Source organism: Actinoplanes sp. NPDC051475, assembly GCF_040689425.1.
Taxonomy (GTDB): Bacteria; Actinomycetota; Actinomycetes; order Mycobacteriales; family Micromonosporaceae; genus Actinoplanes.
On record NZ_JBFAZZ010000015.1, the window covers coordinates 40,396 to 56,410 of the forward strand.

At 72.5% G+C, this 16,015-nt stretch carries 14 protein-coding genes; 3 read left to right on the top strand and 11 right to left on the bottom strand.

Annotation, left to right across the window (positions count from 1 at the left end):
* Positions 1-10: 10 nt before the first annotated feature.
* Both AB0368_RS28020 and AB0368_RS28025 read right to left on the bottom strand, forming a co-directional pair.
* On the bottom strand, positions 11-526 hold the full coding sequence (locus tag AB0368_RS28020; RefSeq protein ID WP_366156972.1) for a hypothetical protein: 516 nt from the start codon (positions 524-526) through the stop codon (positions 11-13).
* 28 nt (positions 527-554) lie between these two features.
* The gene (locus AB0368_RS28025) at positions 555-1,055 is read right to left on the bottom strand and encodes a hypothetical protein (RefSeq protein WP_366156973.1); all 501 of its coding nucleotides are present in this window, start codon (positions 1,053-1,055) and stop codon (positions 555-557) included.
* Positions 1,056-1,164: 109 nt separating this feature from the next.
* Between AB0368_RS28025 and AB0368_RS28030 the strand changes: the two genes are divergently transcribed.
* Positions 1,165-2,148 (top strand): 4-hydroxy-3-methylbut-2-enyl diphosphate reductase, encoded by a 984-nt coding sequence (locus AB0368_RS28030; protein WP_366156974.1) that lies wholly within the window; start codon positions 1,165-1,167, stop codon positions 2,146-2,148.
* Here the strand turns inward: AB0368_RS28030 and AB0368_RS28035 are convergent.
* Complete coding sequence (locus AB0368_RS28035; protein WP_366156975.1) at positions 2,145-2,951, bottom strand: hypothetical protein; 807 nt, start codon at positions 2,949-2,951, stop codon at positions 2,145-2,147. The two genes, AB0368_RS28030 and AB0368_RS28035, sit on opposite strands and share 4 nt — an antisense overlap.
* 54 nt (positions 2,952-3,005) lie before the next feature.
* On the opposite strand from AB0368_RS28035, the gene AB0368_RS28040 reads away from it, so the two are divergent.
* The gene (locus AB0368_RS28040) at positions 3,006-4,166 is read left to right on the top strand and encodes a DNA recombination protein RmuC (protein WP_366156976.1); all 1,161 of its coding nucleotides are present in this window, start codon (positions 3,006-3,008) and stop codon (positions 4,164-4,166) included.
* Here the strand turns inward: AB0368_RS28040 and AB0368_RS28045 are convergent.
* The 8 genes from AB0368_RS28045 to AB0368_RS28080 all read right to left on the bottom strand — a co-directional run bounded on the left by AB0368_RS28045 (position 4,163) and on the right by AB0368_RS28080 (position 15,292).
* The gene (locus AB0368_RS28045; RefSeq protein ID WP_366156977.1) at positions 4,163-4,702 is read right to left on the bottom strand and encodes a hypothetical protein; all 540 of its coding nucleotides are present in this window, start codon (positions 4,700-4,702) and stop codon (positions 4,163-4,165) included. The two genes, AB0368_RS28040 and AB0368_RS28045, sit on opposite strands and share 4 nt — an antisense overlap.
* Before the next feature lie 10 nt (positions 4,703-4,712).
* Positions 4,713-5,870: an FIST N-terminal domain-containing protein gene (locus AB0368_RS28050; RefSeq protein ID WP_366156978.1), complete on the bottom strand. Its 1,158-nt coding sequence runs from the start codon at positions 5,868-5,870 to the stop codon at positions 4,713-4,715.
* Positions 5,871-5,886: 16 nt separating this feature from the next.
* Positions 5,887-6,081, bottom strand: coding sequence for a hypothetical protein (locus AB0368_RS28055; RefSeq protein WP_366156979.1), 195 nt, complete (start codon positions 6,079-6,081; stop codon positions 5,887-5,889).
* Between the two features lie 127 nt (positions 6,082-6,208).
* Positions 6,209-8,740 (bottom strand): valine--tRNA ligase, encoded by a 2,532-nt coding sequence (gene valS, locus AB0368_RS28060; RefSeq protein WP_366156980.1) that lies wholly within the window; start codon positions 8,738-8,740, stop codon positions 6,209-6,211.
* 9 nt (positions 8,741-8,749) lie between these two features.
* On the bottom strand, positions 8,750-11,641 hold the full coding sequence (locus tag AB0368_RS28065; protein ID WP_366156981.1) for a caspase family protein: 2,892 nt from the start codon (positions 11,639-11,641) through the stop codon (positions 8,750-8,752).
* Positions 11,642-11,656: 15 nt separating this feature from the next.
* On the bottom strand, positions 11,657-13,282 hold the full coding sequence (locus AB0368_RS28070; protein ID WP_366156982.1) for an ABC transporter substrate-binding protein: 1,626 nt from the start codon (positions 13,280-13,282) through the stop codon (positions 11,657-11,659).
* A 100-nt stretch (positions 13,283-13,382) separates the two neighbouring features.
* On the bottom strand, positions 13,383-13,874 hold the full coding sequence (locus AB0368_RS28075; protein WP_366156983.1) for a methylated-DNA--[protein]-cysteine S-methyltransferase: 492 nt from the start codon (positions 13,872-13,874) through the stop codon (positions 13,383-13,385).
* The gene (locus tag AB0368_RS28080; RefSeq protein ID WP_366156984.1) at positions 13,871-15,292 is read right to left on the bottom strand and encodes an AlkA N-terminal domain-containing protein; all 1,422 of its coding nucleotides are present in this window, start codon (positions 15,290-15,292) and stop codon (positions 13,871-13,873) included. Before AB0368_RS28080 ends, AB0368_RS28075 begins: the two co-directional genes overlap by 4 nt.
* A 78-nt stretch (positions 15,293-15,370) precedes the next feature.
* Between AB0368_RS28080 and AB0368_RS28085 the strand changes: the two genes are divergently transcribed.
* The gene (locus AB0368_RS28085) at positions 15,371-16,009 is read left to right on the top strand and encodes a hypothetical protein (RefSeq protein WP_366156985.1); all 639 of its coding nucleotides are present in this window, start codon (positions 15,371-15,373) and stop codon (positions 16,007-16,009) included.
* The last annotated feature ends 6 nt before the right edge of the window (positions 16,010-16,015 follow it).

Below are 16,015 nucleotides of genomic sequence, written 5' to 3' on the forward strand. Positions count from 1 at the left end.
CCGGCCTAGCCTACGGGCGGTCCGCGCCGCCGATCCCGCGTGGGCGCCCGCCGCGGCCCGCGAGCCGGCGGGCAAGCTCCACGACCAGCAGCGCGAGCAGGCCGGCGTACCCCCAGAACATCAGGTCGGCGACGAGGCGGCCGCCGTCGACCTGCCAGCCCTGCCCGGCGTCGCGGGCCAGGACGGCGAACGGATAGCCGTGCCGTTCCGCGAGGGAGCCCAGGCAGCAGGCCGTGTCGCTGGTGAGCAGCGTACTGATCGACATCCCCGCGACCAGCACGCCGGCCGCCGCCAGATAGCCGGCCGGTCCGGGCCGGCCGGGGACCGCCGCCAGCGAGATCAGCACCGCCCCACCCGCCACCAGCATGCCGTTGAACAGCAGGTACGCGGCTTCCGGCCGGTCGCCCATCTCGACGACGAGGTTCAGCAGGCCGATGACGATGGAGAACCAGCCGACGATCAGGCGCAGCCCCGTACCGACGGAGTCCCAGACGCCGGGGGTGCCGACGGTGCCGGCGGTGCTCATGGCTCGAGTATTCCGCCGGGTACGCCGGCTACGTGCGGAAACGCACCTTGTTGACGAGTGCGGCCACCACCAGGCCCAGCAGGCCCCAGAAGACGAGATTCGCCACCAGGTTCACCGCGTCGACCTGCCAGGTGGCCTGCTCCGCCATCGCCCGGGCGGTCTGCGGATCGTCCGCCACCGCGCCCCGCGCGAGCCACTCGTACGGCCAGCCGCGGGCCGCCACGTACCCGAACATCCCGCCGATCTGGCTCCGCTCGGTGAGCAACCCGGCCAGGGCGCCGACCGTGGCCGTGGCAGCAGCCGTGAGCACCGTGAGCCGGGCGGGGAGCGGAAGCCGGTGCGGCATGAGCAGCACCAGCCCGCCGGCCGCCAGCACCGTCCCGACCGCCATGTCGCGGAACGGTCCCGGCCCGTGCATGTTCAGCAGGATCCAGGTCAGCCCGAGGACCAGCGCGAGGGCGCCGGCGAGGCCCCTGAGCGCGGAAAAGATGGTCCGGCTGGTACCGGTGGCCACATCCGTGTCGTTCACGAGGCCGAGTATGCCTCGCCGGGCGCGATCCGGCCCTGGATCTTCCAGCGGGCCTGTGGTGCGCATCGCACGACGGGAGTTACCTGGCCGGGCCACGTACCATTGCCGGGTGACCTCCGAAGCTGGTGCCCCAGTCCGCAAGCGTGTGCTCCTCGCCAAGCCGCGGGGATACTGCGCCGGGGTCGACCGCGCGGTGCAGACCGTGGAGGAGGCGCTCAAGCTCTACGGCGCCCCGGTGTACGTCCGCAAGCAGATCGTGCACAACAAGCACGTCGTCACCACGCTCGAGGCCCGCGGCGCGATCTTCGTCGAGGAGAACGAGGAGGTCCCGGAGGGCTCGACCGTCGTCTTCTCGGCGCACGGCGTGGCCCCCGAGGTGCACGAGCAGGCCCGCGAGCGCAACCTCAAGGCGATCGACGCGACCTGCCCGCTGGTGACGAAGGTGCACCACGAGGCGAAGCGGTTCGCCGCCGAGGACTACGACATCCTGCTCATCGGCCACGAGGGCCACGAGGAGGTCATCGGCACCTCCGGCGAGGCGCCGGCGCACATCCAGCTGGTCGACGGCCCGGACGACGTCGAGAACGTGGTGGTCCGCGACCCGTCGAAGGTGGTCTGGCTGTCCCAGACGACGCTGTCGGTCGACGAGACCATGGAGACCGTGGCCCGGCTCAAGACCCGCTTGCCGCTGCTGCAGTCGCCGCCGAGCGACGACATCTGCTACGCGACCTCCAACCGCCAGCACGTGGTGAAGGAGATCGCGCCGGAGTGCGACGTGGTCATCGTGGTCGGGTCGGCGAATTCCTCTAATTCGGTACGCCTGGTCGAGGTGGCCCTCGGTGCCGGCGCGAAGGCCGGCCACCTGGTCGACTTCGCGTCGGAGATCCGCGACGAATGGCTGGAGGGCGCGGCCACGGTGGGCGTGAGCTCGGGGGCCAGCGTCCCGGAGGAGCTGGTCATGGAGGTGCTGACGCATCTGGCCCAGCGCGGGTTCGGCGAGGTGACCGAGTACACGACGGCCGAGGAACGGCTCACCTTCTCGCTGCCGCAGGAGCTGCGCCGCGACATGAAGGCCGCGGCCGCCCGCTCCTAGAAGTCGCCGCCGAAGTCGCCCCCGCCGAAATCTCCGCCGCCGAGGTCGCCGCCACCCCAGTCGCCGCCCCCGCCGAGGTCGCTGCCGGCCTGATCGCCGCCGAAGTCGCCCGCCTGATCCCCGCCGCCCTGGTCGCCGTCGCCGAAGTCCTGGGCGGCGTCCTGGAAACCGTCCTGGTAGCCGTCGCCGTAGCCCATGTCGCCGAAGCTGGGAGAGAACAGCGCGTCGAAGATGAGCATGCCGCCGAGCACCCCGGCGCCCGCACCGAGCGCGGTCTTCCACACCGGCGTCGAATACCACCCGGCCGGCACCGGACGTCCCTGGACCCGGCCGCCGGGGTAGTAGTACGGGGTCTCCGCACCCGGCTGCGGTCCGGCCCGGTACTGGTGACCCTGGACGGTGACCTCGCGCTCGCGGGTCAGCCGGCCGGCGCCCTGGGAACCGGTCAGCGGCGGAAGCTCCGGGCCCGGATCGATGCCCATGGCCGTACGGGCGGCGCGCACGTAGGCGAGCCCTTCCAGCGCGGACTCCCGGGCGAGCTCGAACTGCCGGACCGTCTTCGCCTGCTGCAGCTGGCCGCCCGAGGCGTTGTAGCGCTCGCTCGCGTCGGCCAGCGCCTGCCGGGCCGCCGGGTCGTCGGCGTGCAGGTTCATCACCTGGCCGCCGAGCCGCTCGTACCAGCGCTGCGCCTCGGCCCGGGCGTCGTCGAGCTGCCGCTGCTCGCGGGCCACGCTGCCGCGGCGCCAGGCCAGCACCACCGCCACGACGATCAGCACCAGGATCAGCAGCAGAAGCACCTTCATGTCACCGACGGTACCCGCGCCGACTACGTCGTACCCCTCTGGCAAGCTCGCAGGGTGAGCTTCTCGACGCTGGCCGTGGTGATCATCTGCCTGGCGACCGGGGCCGCGCTCGGCTGGCTGGCCGCGCGGCTGCGGGCCGCGGCCGACATCGCCCGGCTGGAGGCGACCGTGCAGGCCCGGCAGGACGGGGAGGAGCGCCTCGAGCAGTCGATGCGGTCGCTCAGCTACGAGTCCACCGCCCAGTCGCAGGAGGCGGTCGCCCGCGCGGTGGCGCCCCTGCACGAGACGCTGCGCCGCTACGAGCAGCGGGTCACCGAGCTCGAGCGCGACCGGGTCGACGCCTATGCGGAGCTGCGCGAGCAGGTGCGGGCCATGGGCCTGGTCTCCGGCGAGCTGCGTACCGAGACCAAACAGCTGGTCGCCGCGCTGCGCGCCCCGCAGGTCCGGGGCCGCTGGGGCGAGCATCAGCTGCGCCGCATCGTCGAGGCGGCCGGGCTGCTCGAGCACTGCGACTTCGCCGAGCAGGTCACGTCCAGCACGGACCACCAGGGTGTACGCCCCGACCTGGTGGTGCGGCTGCACGGCGGCCGATCTGTGGTGGTGGACGCGAAGGCGCCGTTCGACGCGTATCTGTCGGCGATGGAGGCGCGCGACGAGCGCACCCGCGACGGCCACCTCGACCAGCACGCCCGGGTGCTGCGCGGGCACGTGGACGCCCTGGCCGGCAAGGCGTACTGGACGGCTTTCGACCAGAGCCCGGACTTCGTCGTGCTGTTCGTGCCGGCCGACCCGTTCCTCGACGCCGCCCTGCAGCGCGACGCGACGCTGATGGAGCACGCCTTCACCCGCAACGTCGTGCTGGCCACCCCGGCGACGCTGGTGGCGCTGCTGCGTACGGTCGCCTACTCGTGGCGGCAGGAGGCGCTGGCCCGCAACGCCCTGGCGGTGCACGCCCTGGCCCGCGAGCTGTACGGCCGCCTCGCCACCCTCGGCGACCACGTCGGCAAGCTCGGCGCGTCGCTGGGCGGGGCGGTGACGGCGTACAACCGCGCGGTCGGCTCGCTGGAGTCGCGGGTGCTGGTCAGTGCCCGCAAGCTCGCCGAGATGGGCGTGTCCGACGAGGAGCTCGCAGTGCCGGCGCAGGTCGAGCTGACGCCGCGCCAGCCGCAGGCTCCGGAACTGGTCGACGATGCCGGCTCGACACTGTGGAGCTAGCGAAGGTGGCGGTCCAGTTCGCGGCGTAGCGCCCGCGGGCCGGGCCAGACCTGCGTCAGGTCGGCGGTGAAGGCGGGAAGCCCGTCCTCCTCGTCGTGCAGCGCCGGCCAGCCCTCGTCGCCCTCGGCGACCGGGTGCACCCGGTCCAGGTCGACCGGGGTCACATCCAGGACGGTCCGCAGGCCGCTGCGGCGCACCGCCACGTGCTCGATGTCCGGCCACGCCAGCAGCACCGGGTCGCTGCCCTCGGCGGCGAGCTCCAGGCCCGCGGAGGAGGCCCGGACCCAGGTCCGCAGCGCCGACCGCGACGACAGGGCGTAACCGCCGGCCACGAGCGTCGCGATCACCGCGCCCTGGGCCACGGTCGACCACCAGGGGTCGTCCGGCGCCCCCAGCAGGAGCGCGACCAGCGGCGACACGGCCACGTACGCGATGAGCAGCACCGCGAACAGGACCCCGAACGTCCGCCACGGCGAGGACCGGAACAGCACGGCGTCGGCGGCGGGCGCCTCGACCTCCTCGGGCGGGATCGACATGCCCCCGCCCTCAGGAGCTGGTCGACCGGCCGAACACCACGCCGGTGAGCGTGTAGTTCATGTTGCCCAGCCAGCTCTCGCCGTACGTGTGGAAGCCGGCGGCCGGTACGGTGCCGAGGCTGGTGATGAACTGCTCCTCCAGCTGCTGGGCGCCGATCTGGAGTTTGCGGTACACGCAGTTGAACAGCACGGCGCCGGAGGCCTGGCCGCCGACCTGGTCCACCGCTTCGCGCAGCGCCGCGGTCGTGTCGCGGACCAGGTCGGTGTGCTTCATGAGCTCCACGTCCATGCCCTCGAGGATCTCGCAGGCGAACTTGAGCCCGTTGTTCTCCACGACCTCCTGGGCGCACCGGATCCAGGGGCTGCCGTCGATCATCAGGCCGAGGGGGTTCGCCGCGAACCGGCCGAAGTCCAGCTCGTCGATGCCCGCGCCGATCGCCTCGGCGAAGACCTCGGCCGCCGGGCGCCCGTCCATCTCCCAGACGATGCGGCGCTCGTTGTCGGCCTTCGTGATGGCGAACGTCCGGCCCGCGGGTTCGAAGCTGGACGTCTTGACGATCGTGTACGGCACGGACAGCTCCAGGACCAGCAGAGCGACGCCGTTGGTCGACATGGTGGTGCCGCTGAACACCTGGGTCTCGACGAACTTCAGGTCGTCGGCCGCGGTGCCGCCGACGAACGACAGCAGCGGCGCCGCGTCGCCGAGCGCCTCGTTGACCCGTTCCTCGACGGCATGCGTACCGTCGATGAGCACGAGCCCGACGTACCGCTCCGGGTCGAGGTCGCGCAGGGAGGACCCCAGCTTCTCCTCGAGGACGCCGACGCCGGCCCGGATCCCCGCCTTGGGGTCGCCGTTCAGTTCCGCGACGGTCGCCGCAGCGCGGCGCACCACGGACGCGGGCAGCGCCACCGCGGACAGCCCGCCGTCGCTCAAGGCGTCCTGATGGAACTCTCCCGCGGTGGTGCATCCGATGGACGGCACCCCGGGGAACCGCTCGGCGAGCTGTGCGGCGATCGCCGCGCCGTCGTGGGTGGGTGCGGCGAAGAACGCCACGGCCGCCGCGTCGATGTCGCCCAGTTGGTCGATCACGTCCCGGACAGCCGTGGCGGTGTCGGTCGCGGCGGAGTGGCCGCTGCGTGCCTCGCTCGCCAATGCCATGTCGGTCATCGGATACCTTCCCGGCCTAGAAGCTGTAACCCATGTCGGCGAGCGCCGCCCGGACCTTCGTCACGGCACCGGCGTCCGAGTTCTGTGCCGGTTTCGGCTCCCGGAGGCTCACGCCGGTCCGCAGCAGGACCCGGGTCGACACGGCCATGAAGCTGGCCGTGTTGTTCAGCTGGCGCTCGAGACCGGCCGCCAGCGCACTGATCGTCGTCATCCGCGCTGCCCCGGCGAGCGCAGTGGAAATTGCAGCAGGCGCATGATGCCCAGCGTGCCACCACGGGGGAGGCCGCCAGGCCGGAACGGCGATAGTGACCGTCCCGGCCGGTCTCGAGCCGCGGCTGTCAGAACGCGCAGGCTATGACGAGCTCCGGCGTGCGGTCCGGGAGCTTGTCGAGCTTGCCGATCCGGCCCGCCGCCTTCAGGTCGCCCTCGACGAGCGCCAGCCGGTCGAGCAGCGCCGCCGGTCCGAGGGCTTCCGCGAGCGGCACCTCCGCCTTCATCGACAGCTTGCGGTCCGACTTCGCGCGCCGGACTTGCCGCAGGGCCTCGCCGGCGAGGTCGAGCAGGCCCGCATCACCGTCGGGCGCCACCCGCAGCAGCTCGTACTTCGTCGGCCAGGTCGCCCGGTGCACCGAGCCGTAGCGCCACCACGACCAGATCTCCTCCGTCGCGTACGGCAGGAACGGCGCGAACAACCGCAGCAGCACCGACAGCCCCGCCGCGAGCGCGGCCCGTGCCGAGTCGCCGTCCGGTCCCGCGGCGTACGCGCGGTCCTTGACGAGCTCGATGTAGTCGTCGCAGAACGTCCAGAAGTACGCCTCAGTGGTGCTGAGCGCGGTCGTGTGGTCGTACGCGTCGAAGGCCGCCGTCGCCTGCTCGACCACCGTGGCGAGCCGGGCGAGCGCGGCCCGGTCGAGGTCCGCGGTGACCGGCTGCCGCAGCGCGTCCGCGGCGCCGAGCCCCAGCGCGAACCGCGAGGCGTTGAGCAGCTTGGTCGCCAGCCGCCGCCCGACCTTGATCTGCGCCGGGTCGAAGGCCAGGTCCGCGCCGGGCCGCCCGTTCGCCGCCCAGTAGCGGACCGCGTCGGAGCCGTACTGCTCGAGCAGGCCCATGGGGGTGACGACGTTGCCCACGGATTTCGACATCTTCTTGCGGTCCGGGTCGAGGATCCAGCCGGAGAGCACGGCCGTGTGCCAGGGCAGCCCGCCGTGACCCAGGTGGGACCGCGCGATCGTGTAGAAGAGCCAGGTGCGGATGATGTCGTGGGCCTGGGGCCGGAGGTCCATCGGGAAGACCTTCGCGAACAACTCCTCGTCGGTGCCCCAGCCGCCGGCGATCTGCGGCGTCAGCGACGAGGTGGCCCACGTGTCCATGACGTCGGGATCGGCCGTGAATCCGCCCGGGACGTCGCGCCGGGACTCGTCGAAGCCCGGCGGACACTCCGAGGATGGGTCGACCGGCAACGCCGAAACGTCCGGTATGAGAAGCTGGCCGTGGTCCGGCTCGCCAGCGTCGTCGAGCCGGTACCACACCGGGATCGGCACGCCGAAGAACCGCTGGCGGCTGATCAGCCAGTCGCCGGTGAGCCCGGTGACCCAGTGCTCGTAGCGGTGCCGCATGTGCTCCGGCGTCCAGCGCAGCTCGCGGCCCCGCGCCAGGAGCGTCTCCCGCAGGTCGGTGTCGCGGCCGCCGTTGCGGATGAACCACTGCCGGCTGGTGACGATCTCCAGCGGCGAGTCGCCCCGCTCGTAGAACTTGACCGGGTGGGTGACCGGCCGGGGCTCGCCCAGCAGGTCCCCGGTCTCGCCCAGGATGCGGACGATCTCCCGCCGGGCGGCGTTGACCGTCAGACCGGCGAACTGAACGTACGCCGCCTCAGGGACACCGGCCGGCCGGTCCGGCAGAAACCGCCCGTCGCGGCCCAGCACGACGCGCGTCTCGAGCTTCAGGTCACGCCACCAGATGACGTCGGTCAGGTCGCCGAAGGTGCAGACCATCGCCACGCCGGTGCCCTTGTCCGGGTCGGCGAGATGGTGGCCGTGCACCGGAACCTCGACGTCGAAGAACGGCGTACGGACCGTCGTACCCGCCAGCGGGTGGTTCGGGGGACAGACCAGCGCGACGCACGCGGGAAGCAGTTCCGGCCGGGTCGTGTCGACCTCGACCGGCCCGTCCGGGCCGTGGAAGCGCAGCCGGTGGTATGCGCCGGGCCGCTCCCGGTCCTCGATCTCGGCCTGCGCGACGGCCGTGCGGAACCCGACGTCCCACAGCGTCGGCGCCTCCGACGTGTACGCCTCCCCGCGCGCGAGGTTGTCCAGGAACGCCCGTTGGGAGACGGCCCGCGACTTCGCCCCGATGGTCGTGTACGTCATCGACCAATCGACGGACAGCCCCAGCCGCCGCCACACCGCCTCGAACGCCTTCTCGTCCTCGGCCGTCAGCCGGTCGCACAGCTCGACGAAGGTACGCCGCGACACCGCGACAGCAGGCTTGGGCGGGGACGCGGGAGGTTGCCACTGCGGGTCGTACGGCAGCGACGGATCGCAGTAGACGCCGTGGACGTTCTGGACCCGCCGCTCGGTGGGCAGCCCGTTGTCGTCCCACCCGATCGGATAGAAGACGGTCTTGCCGCGCATCCGCTGGAACCGCGCGACGGTGTCAGTGTGGGTGAACGAGAAGACGTGCCCCATGTGCAGCTCGCCCGATACGGTCAGCGGAGGCGTGTCGATCGCGAATACGTCGGCGCGCTCCTTCGAGCGGTCGAACGCATACGTGCCCTCCTCCTGCCAGCGGCGCGCCCACTTGCCCTCGAGCCCGTCCAGCGACGGTCGCTCGGGCAGACCGGCGCGCGCGGTCCTTCCCGTATCAGTCATGCGGCGATGCTACGACTCGGGTCGTGCTCCAGCAGCCGGGTTTCGACTCTCGGAGCGAAGCCGCGCGCACAATGTGTCGAACTCGGCGACGGCCTGCTGGATCCGCACCAGGAGGCCGTACAGGGCGGCGTTGCGGATGTCGAGGCTCTGCACCCGTTCGCCGGCCTGCAGCCGGATCGTGAACCGCTCGTCCCGTAGGACCGTCACCGCGCCGAAGCGGCGGTACGGAATGGAGACGAGGTGACCGCTGCGCAGCCGGCAGGCGAGCATGGTGTCGGTGAAGACGACGACGGTGCTGCGGCCGATGCCGTTGCCGGTCACCGCATGACGCACGACGGTCCGCGGATCCAGGCGCGCGCGGTCGCACATCTGCGCGGCGGTCCATCTCGGCGGCTCGCCACCCATGAGCAGCTCGCCGACAACGAGGTCGGCCGGTTCGACAGCGGCGTGCGGAGCCAGTCCGAGAAGAGCGTTCGCCCGCGGTCGCAGACCCGCCTCGCCGACTATCACCGCCAACGCGCATGCCTGGCTGAGGGGAAGCTGCGTGCGCAGTGTCGCCGACAACTGGTCGGCCTCACGGTGGCGGCCGGCGGTCTCGAGCAGAACCACCAGCTCCAGCTGCGTGGCGGCGATGGCGGGAGTCAGGCCCGGGGCGACGTCGAGGACGCGGGCGATGTCGTGGGCCGGCCGCCGCGCGAGCGCCTCGTACAACTGCTTCCGGGATGCCGGCTCGGCCAGGCCGAGCAAGCTTTCGACGCAGGCGGCGGCTTCACCGTACGCACCGGAGAAAGCGGCGTCGATCAGCGTGGGCGGGATCGGCAGCGAGCTCTGCAGATCACGTACGACGGGGCCGGGAAGTCCGTGCAGGGCCAGCGCGATCGCCGGTTCTCGTAACGCCTCCGGGTCCACGTCCGGCGGCAGCGTCCCCAGTGCCCAGATCATCGCTTCGGCCGGCAGTCGTGCGGCGAGTTCGACGATCTGGGTGGCCGAGCGTTGCGCGAGGACCGGGCGGGCGTGGCGGCGCAACTCCTCCGGGAGCGCCGCGAGGACGTCCACCGACAGGCTGCGCTCGAGCACGAGGTGGGCGTACGAGTCGTTCCCGGTTGCGGCGAATCCCGCCACGACGGCGATGACGTCCGCCGGTGGCCGGGCCGCCGCGTGCTCCAGCAGGCTGCGCGCCTCCATCGGCAGGCCGGCGTCGTGCAGGGCGATGACCGTACGAACGGTGCTGCCCGGCGGTCGTCGCTCGAGCTCCATGAGCATCAGCCGGCGGACCGCGGCCTGGTGCGGCAGCGTGTAGAGCTGCAGCGTCGCCTCGAGCAGGTCGCGGTCGTCGAGATGCTCCAGGCGCTCGGCGGCGTCGGCCGGGGCTTGCGCGGTCCACAGCGCCACGAGCAGGGTCACCCGCTCGCGGCGGGTGTGGTGCCGGGCCGCCATCAGGCCGACGAGGTCGCGGGCCTGGCGTTCGCGTCCGGCCCGGTGCATCGCGGCCGCCAGCCGCGCCGCCACGGCCACGGGTCGCGCCGCGACGAGTGCGGGCACTCCCTCGTACAGCGAGAAGGCGGCCTGTTCCTGGCCCGCGTCCCGCAGGGCGTCGGCGAACTCCACCGTCTGCGCGGCCGGGAGCCGCGCGCCGAGCCCGGCCAGGACGGCACCCACCCGGTCGTGCAGGCCGGCGGTGAGCAGCGCGACGAGCAGGGCGATCAGCGGCCGGGGCCGGTCCATCCGGGCCTCGACCGCCGCGTCGAGCAGCACGTCGAGGGCATCGGCGTGGTCGCTCTCGAGCAGCTGCGCGGCAAGCGTGGTGACGCGGTCCGCCGGTTGCTCGGCGCAGGCGGCCAGCAGGTGGCCGACCTGGTCGCGCTGGCCGGTCTCGCGGAGGATGTCGATGAGCGTGACCAGGGATGCCGGTCTGCGCTGTGCGGCCGCCGCCAGCACGGCCCGGGCCTGCGCGGTGGCGCCGGCCCGGGTGACCTCGTCGACGACTGCGGCCACGCCCTGCTCGGTCCGGGTCGAGCCGACCGTCTTCAGCAGCCGCTGGGCGGCGGCGCCGTCCCGGCTGCTCAGCTCGGCGAGCAGCACCCGCAGCCGGGCCGGCGGAAGATGCAGCAGGCGTTGCTCGTCGTCGCTCAGCGAGACGTCGTCGACGGTGTCCGGTCGGCCGCGGTCGTCGAGGCGGACGTTGCGCACGAGCGCGATCCGGCCGCCGCCGTTGCTGGACCGCTGCTGCGGTGTCGGCCGTCCCGCCGCCTCCAGCGCGTTCCTGATCCGGGGATAGAGCGTGTTGAAGTCGAGAACGTCCGGGCCGTCCGGCACGCCGCTGCGGACCGCCCGTACGAAGGCGCCGGTGAACGCGGTGAGCCGCTCGGTCGGCGGCGCGAGCGCCACGGCTGTCTCCGCCGCGGCGGTCATGAGGTAGGTGCCCTCGATGCGGACCCGGTCCCCGATCTCGTTGACGGCGCCCATGTTGGGCACCATCGCCATGCCGGCGTAGCAGCAGTCGAGGAGCACGACCTTGGCCGTCGGCCCCGGGTGGTCCGTCACGATGCGGCGGATGTCGTCGAAGCGCACCGCGTGCCACCACCGTTCCAGCCCCGCGTCCTCCAGCGCTAGATAGAGGTCGTAGGCGTCCGGGCGCAGCACGCCGTGGCCGGCGAAGTAGAACACCAGCGCGTCCGAGGCCTCCTCGGCGGCCGCGGCGAGCGCGTCGAGCACCACGGCCGGGTGCTCCGGGTCGAGCAGCCGTACGCAGTTCTCCTCGGGCAAACCCCAGAACTGCTCGTCGGTGAAGAGGTTCCCGACCTCCTCGACGTTCGCCGCGACCGTGGGGAGCTGGGCGAGGTGCCGGTACCGCGAGGAGCCCACGATGACCGCGCGCGACTTGGCCGGGTCAGGCAGCATGGGCCTGGTCCGTCCTCACGTGCCGTTGGGTATGAGCGGCGTCGTCCAGGAGTACCCGGTCGGCCAGTCCGCCGCCGCCTTCCCGAGGCGGATCACCGGTACGGGCTTGCCGACCGGCCACAGGTCGTTGTTCGGCTGCTCCTGGAAGTACATCGGGCCCGACGCCGCGGGTATGCGGTCGCTGCTCGAGCCGAAGAGGGCGTTGCGGACGTCCTCCGCCGTCGGCGTCTCGGAGATCGCCGGAGCGCTGCCCCTGGTGGCGTTGCGCTGGGATTTCGCCGCCGCGTCGCGCCGGGCGGCCCACACGGCGGCCACGACCGCGTCCCGGTGCATGATCGCGTAACCGCTGGCCAGATCCTCCTCGGTGAAGCCGAGACCGGCCGGTTCCGGGGAGGTGAACAGCCGGTGGAAGGCGGGATAGAACGCAGGCGTCCCGGGGCCGTCCGAACCCCAGGTGACCGGATCGGTGGAGGACGCGTCCAGCACGCCGACGCGGGCGCCGTCGAGTTGCCCCAGGGCGATGGTCAGGCCCGTGGCCCCGGTGGCGATCATGAGCGGGCGTACCTTCTTCTGGCACTGGCCTCTCGTGCCGAGGGCGTCGACGAAGGCCGGCAGGTCGCGGTCCCGTCCGCTGTAGAAGACGACGTCGGGGTCGACCGAGCAGATGTTGCGCACGATGTCCGAGAACAGCTGAGGCGTGCCGGGCGTGGGCGGCTTGCTGCCGTTGAACGCGTGGTTGTGGTCGTTGAGGTGGTAGGTGGTGCCGAAGGCGGCGATGAAGTTGTCCCTGAGCTTCTGCACGTAGTTGTCGTCGGGACTGCGGTCCCAGACCAGGTAGCCGTCCCGGGCGTCCGGCAGCCGGCCCAGGTAGGCGGCCAGTGAGGCGGTGTACTGCTGGTTCGGCGGCGAGATCTTGAACAGCCACGGCGCGACCATGTCGTCGGCGGTGATGACCGCGCCGACGGCCGGGATCCGCAGGGCGCTGAGCCGGTCGCCCGCCATCCGGGTCTGGGGCACGCTGATGCTCATCCCGGTCACCGCGACCAGCGGATGCGGACCCTCCTTGAGCTTGCCCAGCTCCTCGACCACCGGCGACCAGGCGCCCTGATCGGTGCCCTCGTTTGCCAGCACCAGCTGGAACAGCGGCGTGGGGTCGCCCAGCTCCGAGGCCTTGCCGGCGTTCGCCTGACGCTGGGCGGCGTACGCGCCCTGCAGCGAGTGCAGGATCTCGACGTCGGCCAGCGCGCTGCCGGTCGCCGCGGTCATGGGCATGAACACCGCGATCCGCACGTACGGCTTGCCGCCCGGTGCGCTCGACTGGTCGCGTACCCGGACGTTCTCCGCGACGATCCTCGAGATGACGCCGTTGACCGCCGGGTCGCTCGATCCGAAGGAGTGGTCCCGTTCGACGATCCAGCCGACGCACTCCGCGCCCACCGAGGTCAACGAGAAGCCGTCCCCGGCCGAGGCCTCCAGCCCCGGGCAGGGCGGGACCGCGTCCGTGCGAACGGGTTCGTCCCGGTGCAGGACCGCGTACCCACCGGCCGCCGCGGCGATGACCAGCAGGCCTGTCGCGACATAGGTGAGCACCCGCCGCCCTTTCGGGGTGGAAGGCGGATCCTCCACGGTGATGACGTCCAATGTCGCTCCTCGGCAACCCGGCGATCGGCACCAGAGTCAAGCAGCGATTTGCGGTGTCACGTCGCACAGGTCGGCTTCGTGACACCGCAAGGATGAATCGCTACCGCTCGTGCGCCAGCAGCCAGGTCTTGACCCCGAGACCCCACCGGTAGCCCCGAAGAGTCCCGTCCGTTCCCAGCACCCGATGGCACGGCACGAACAGCGCCGCGGGGTTGCGCGCGCAGGCCGTCGCCGCCGCGCGGATCGCCGCCGGGCGGCCCGCCAGCTCCGCGAAGCCCGTGTACGTCACCGGCGCCCCCGGCTTGATCTCCCGCATGATCCGCCACGCGTGCGCCATGAACGGCCCGCCGGTGTGCTGCTCGACCACCACCGCGTCGATCGCCGTCAGATCGCCGTCGAGATAGGACCGCACCGCGTCCCCCACCGCACCCGGCGACGTTGCGGGCCGCGTCTCCTCCCGCAATTTCCCGTGTACGAGGGGAAGCAGCTCACCCACCTCAGCGGTGAAGCCGGACGCCCGTACCGCCCCGGCGTCGCTGACGACGTAGGTGAACGGGCCGGCCGGGGTGTCGAGGGTCGTGAACCACATCATGATGATCTCCAGAGTCGCATCAGGGCATAGGAGCGCCAGGGCCGCCAGCGTTCGGCGTACGCCTCCAGCGCCTGGGGGGTGTGCGGCAGGCCGAGCGCCCGCGCGCCGCGCAGGACCGCCACGTCGGTGGGCAGGAGGACGTCGGGGTCGCCGATCGCGCGCATCGCCACGTATCCGGCGGTCCACGCGCCGACGCCGGGCAGCTCGAGCAGCCGGGCGACCGACTCCTCCCGATCGGCGCCGGGCTCGAGGTCGAGCTTGCCGTCGGCGACCGCCTCGGCCAGCGCCCGGATGGTGGCCCGCCGGGCGGCCGGCATCCGGAACGCCTCGTCGGGCAGGGCGGCGACAGCGTCGGCAGTGGGGAACCCGCGCAGCTCCTGCGCCGGATCCGGGTCGGCGGCGAGCAGACGGCTCAGCGTGGTTCGGGCGCCGGAGACCGAGACCTGCTGGCCGACGATCGCGCGTACCGCCATCTCGAAGCCGTCGACCGCGCGCGGTACCCGTACCCCCGGCTCGGTCTTGATCTGCGCGGTGAGCGCGGGATCGGCACCCAGCGTGCCGTCGACGGCGACCGGATCCGCGTCGAGGTCGAACAGCCGCCGGCAGCGCGCCACCGCGGGCGCCAGGTCCCGGACGTCGCCGAGCCGCAGCGTCGCGGAGACGAAGCGGTCGGCCGGGGTCAGCGCGACGGTCGCGCTGCCGTGCGGCAGATTCAACCCCCGGCGGTACGTCGATCCGTCCCGCTCCTCGACGCCCGGAAGGGCCCGGGCGTCCAGGAAGTCCAGCAGCGCCCCGTCGTGCAGCGGCGCCCGGTACGCCAGCCGCAGCGAGATCGTCCCCGCCTCGACGTGCCGCGCCGGCCGGCGGTCCCGCAGACCGCTGGGCGAACGCGCGTACACCTCCTGGATGGTGTCGTTGAACTGCCGCACACTGCCGAAACCCGAGGCGAACGCGATCTCGGCGAGACCGAGGCCGGTCGTCTCGATGAGGATCCGCGCGGTCTGCGCCCGCTGGGCCCGGGCGAGTGCGAGCGGCCCGGCACCCAGCTCGGCGGTGAGCATGCGATGCAGGTGACGCTCGGTGTAGCCCAGCCGCGCGGCGAGCCCTGGCACGCCCTCGCGGTCGACGACCCCGTCGCCGATGAGCCGCATGGCCCGGCCAACCACGTCGGCGCGGACGTCCCACTCCGGCGAGCCGGGAGCGGCGTCGGGCCGGCACCGGCGGCAGGCCCGGAAGCCGCGGCGCTGGGCGGCCGCCGCGCTCGGGAAGAACGTGACGTTCTCCCGCTTGGGCGTGACGGCCGGGCAGGACGGGCGGCAGTAGATCCCGGTGGTCCGCACGGCCGTGTAGAACCAGCCGTCGAAGCGCTGGTCACGGCTGTCGACGGCCCGGTAGCACCGCTCGAAGTCCAGTTCCATGCCGACGAGTCTGCCCCCGTCGCCAGCCCCGTGGCTGGCGGGATTCGGACATGAGCGTCGGCCCTCTATGCTGCCGCCATGAAGCTGTCCATCGGGGCACCCCCGGCCGCCAAGGCGTTCGGCATCATCTTCGGCCTGGTGTTCGCCGCTGCCGGGGCCGCGTTCGCGCTCCTGCCGCTCGCCTTCGGCCGCGACGACTCGTGCCCGTCGGCCGACGAGGTGTCCGGCATCCCGCCGTCGATGCTGCCGCCCGAGATCCGTGACTGCATGTCCGACGGCGGCTGGCTCTCCTTCGACGACGGCTTCGGCCCGATGCGCCTGCTCGGCCTCGTCGGCGTGCCGGTAATCCTGCTCGGCCTGTACATCGCGCTCAAGTCCTGGCGTACGGCCGCCTGGCTCGACGGCACGACGGTGTCCGTGCGAGGCGCCCTGCGTACCAAGAAGGTGGACCTGGCCAGGGCGGACGTCTCGGGCGGCTCCTACACCCTGCGGCGCAACGTCGGCACCTCGCACGCCTCGATCGAGCGGGTGCCGCAGCTCATCGCCCGGGACCCGGACAACGGGCGCACCGTGACCATCCCCCTGCGCGGCATCGGCACCGCCCAGCTGCCGGAATGGGAGCTCCGAGCGCTGGCGGACGCCATGCGGCCGGGCACGGCGGTGGCCGCCCAGCTGCGCACGATGGCGGAGAATTCCCTCGGCCTGGGCGCACCGTAGACTGGC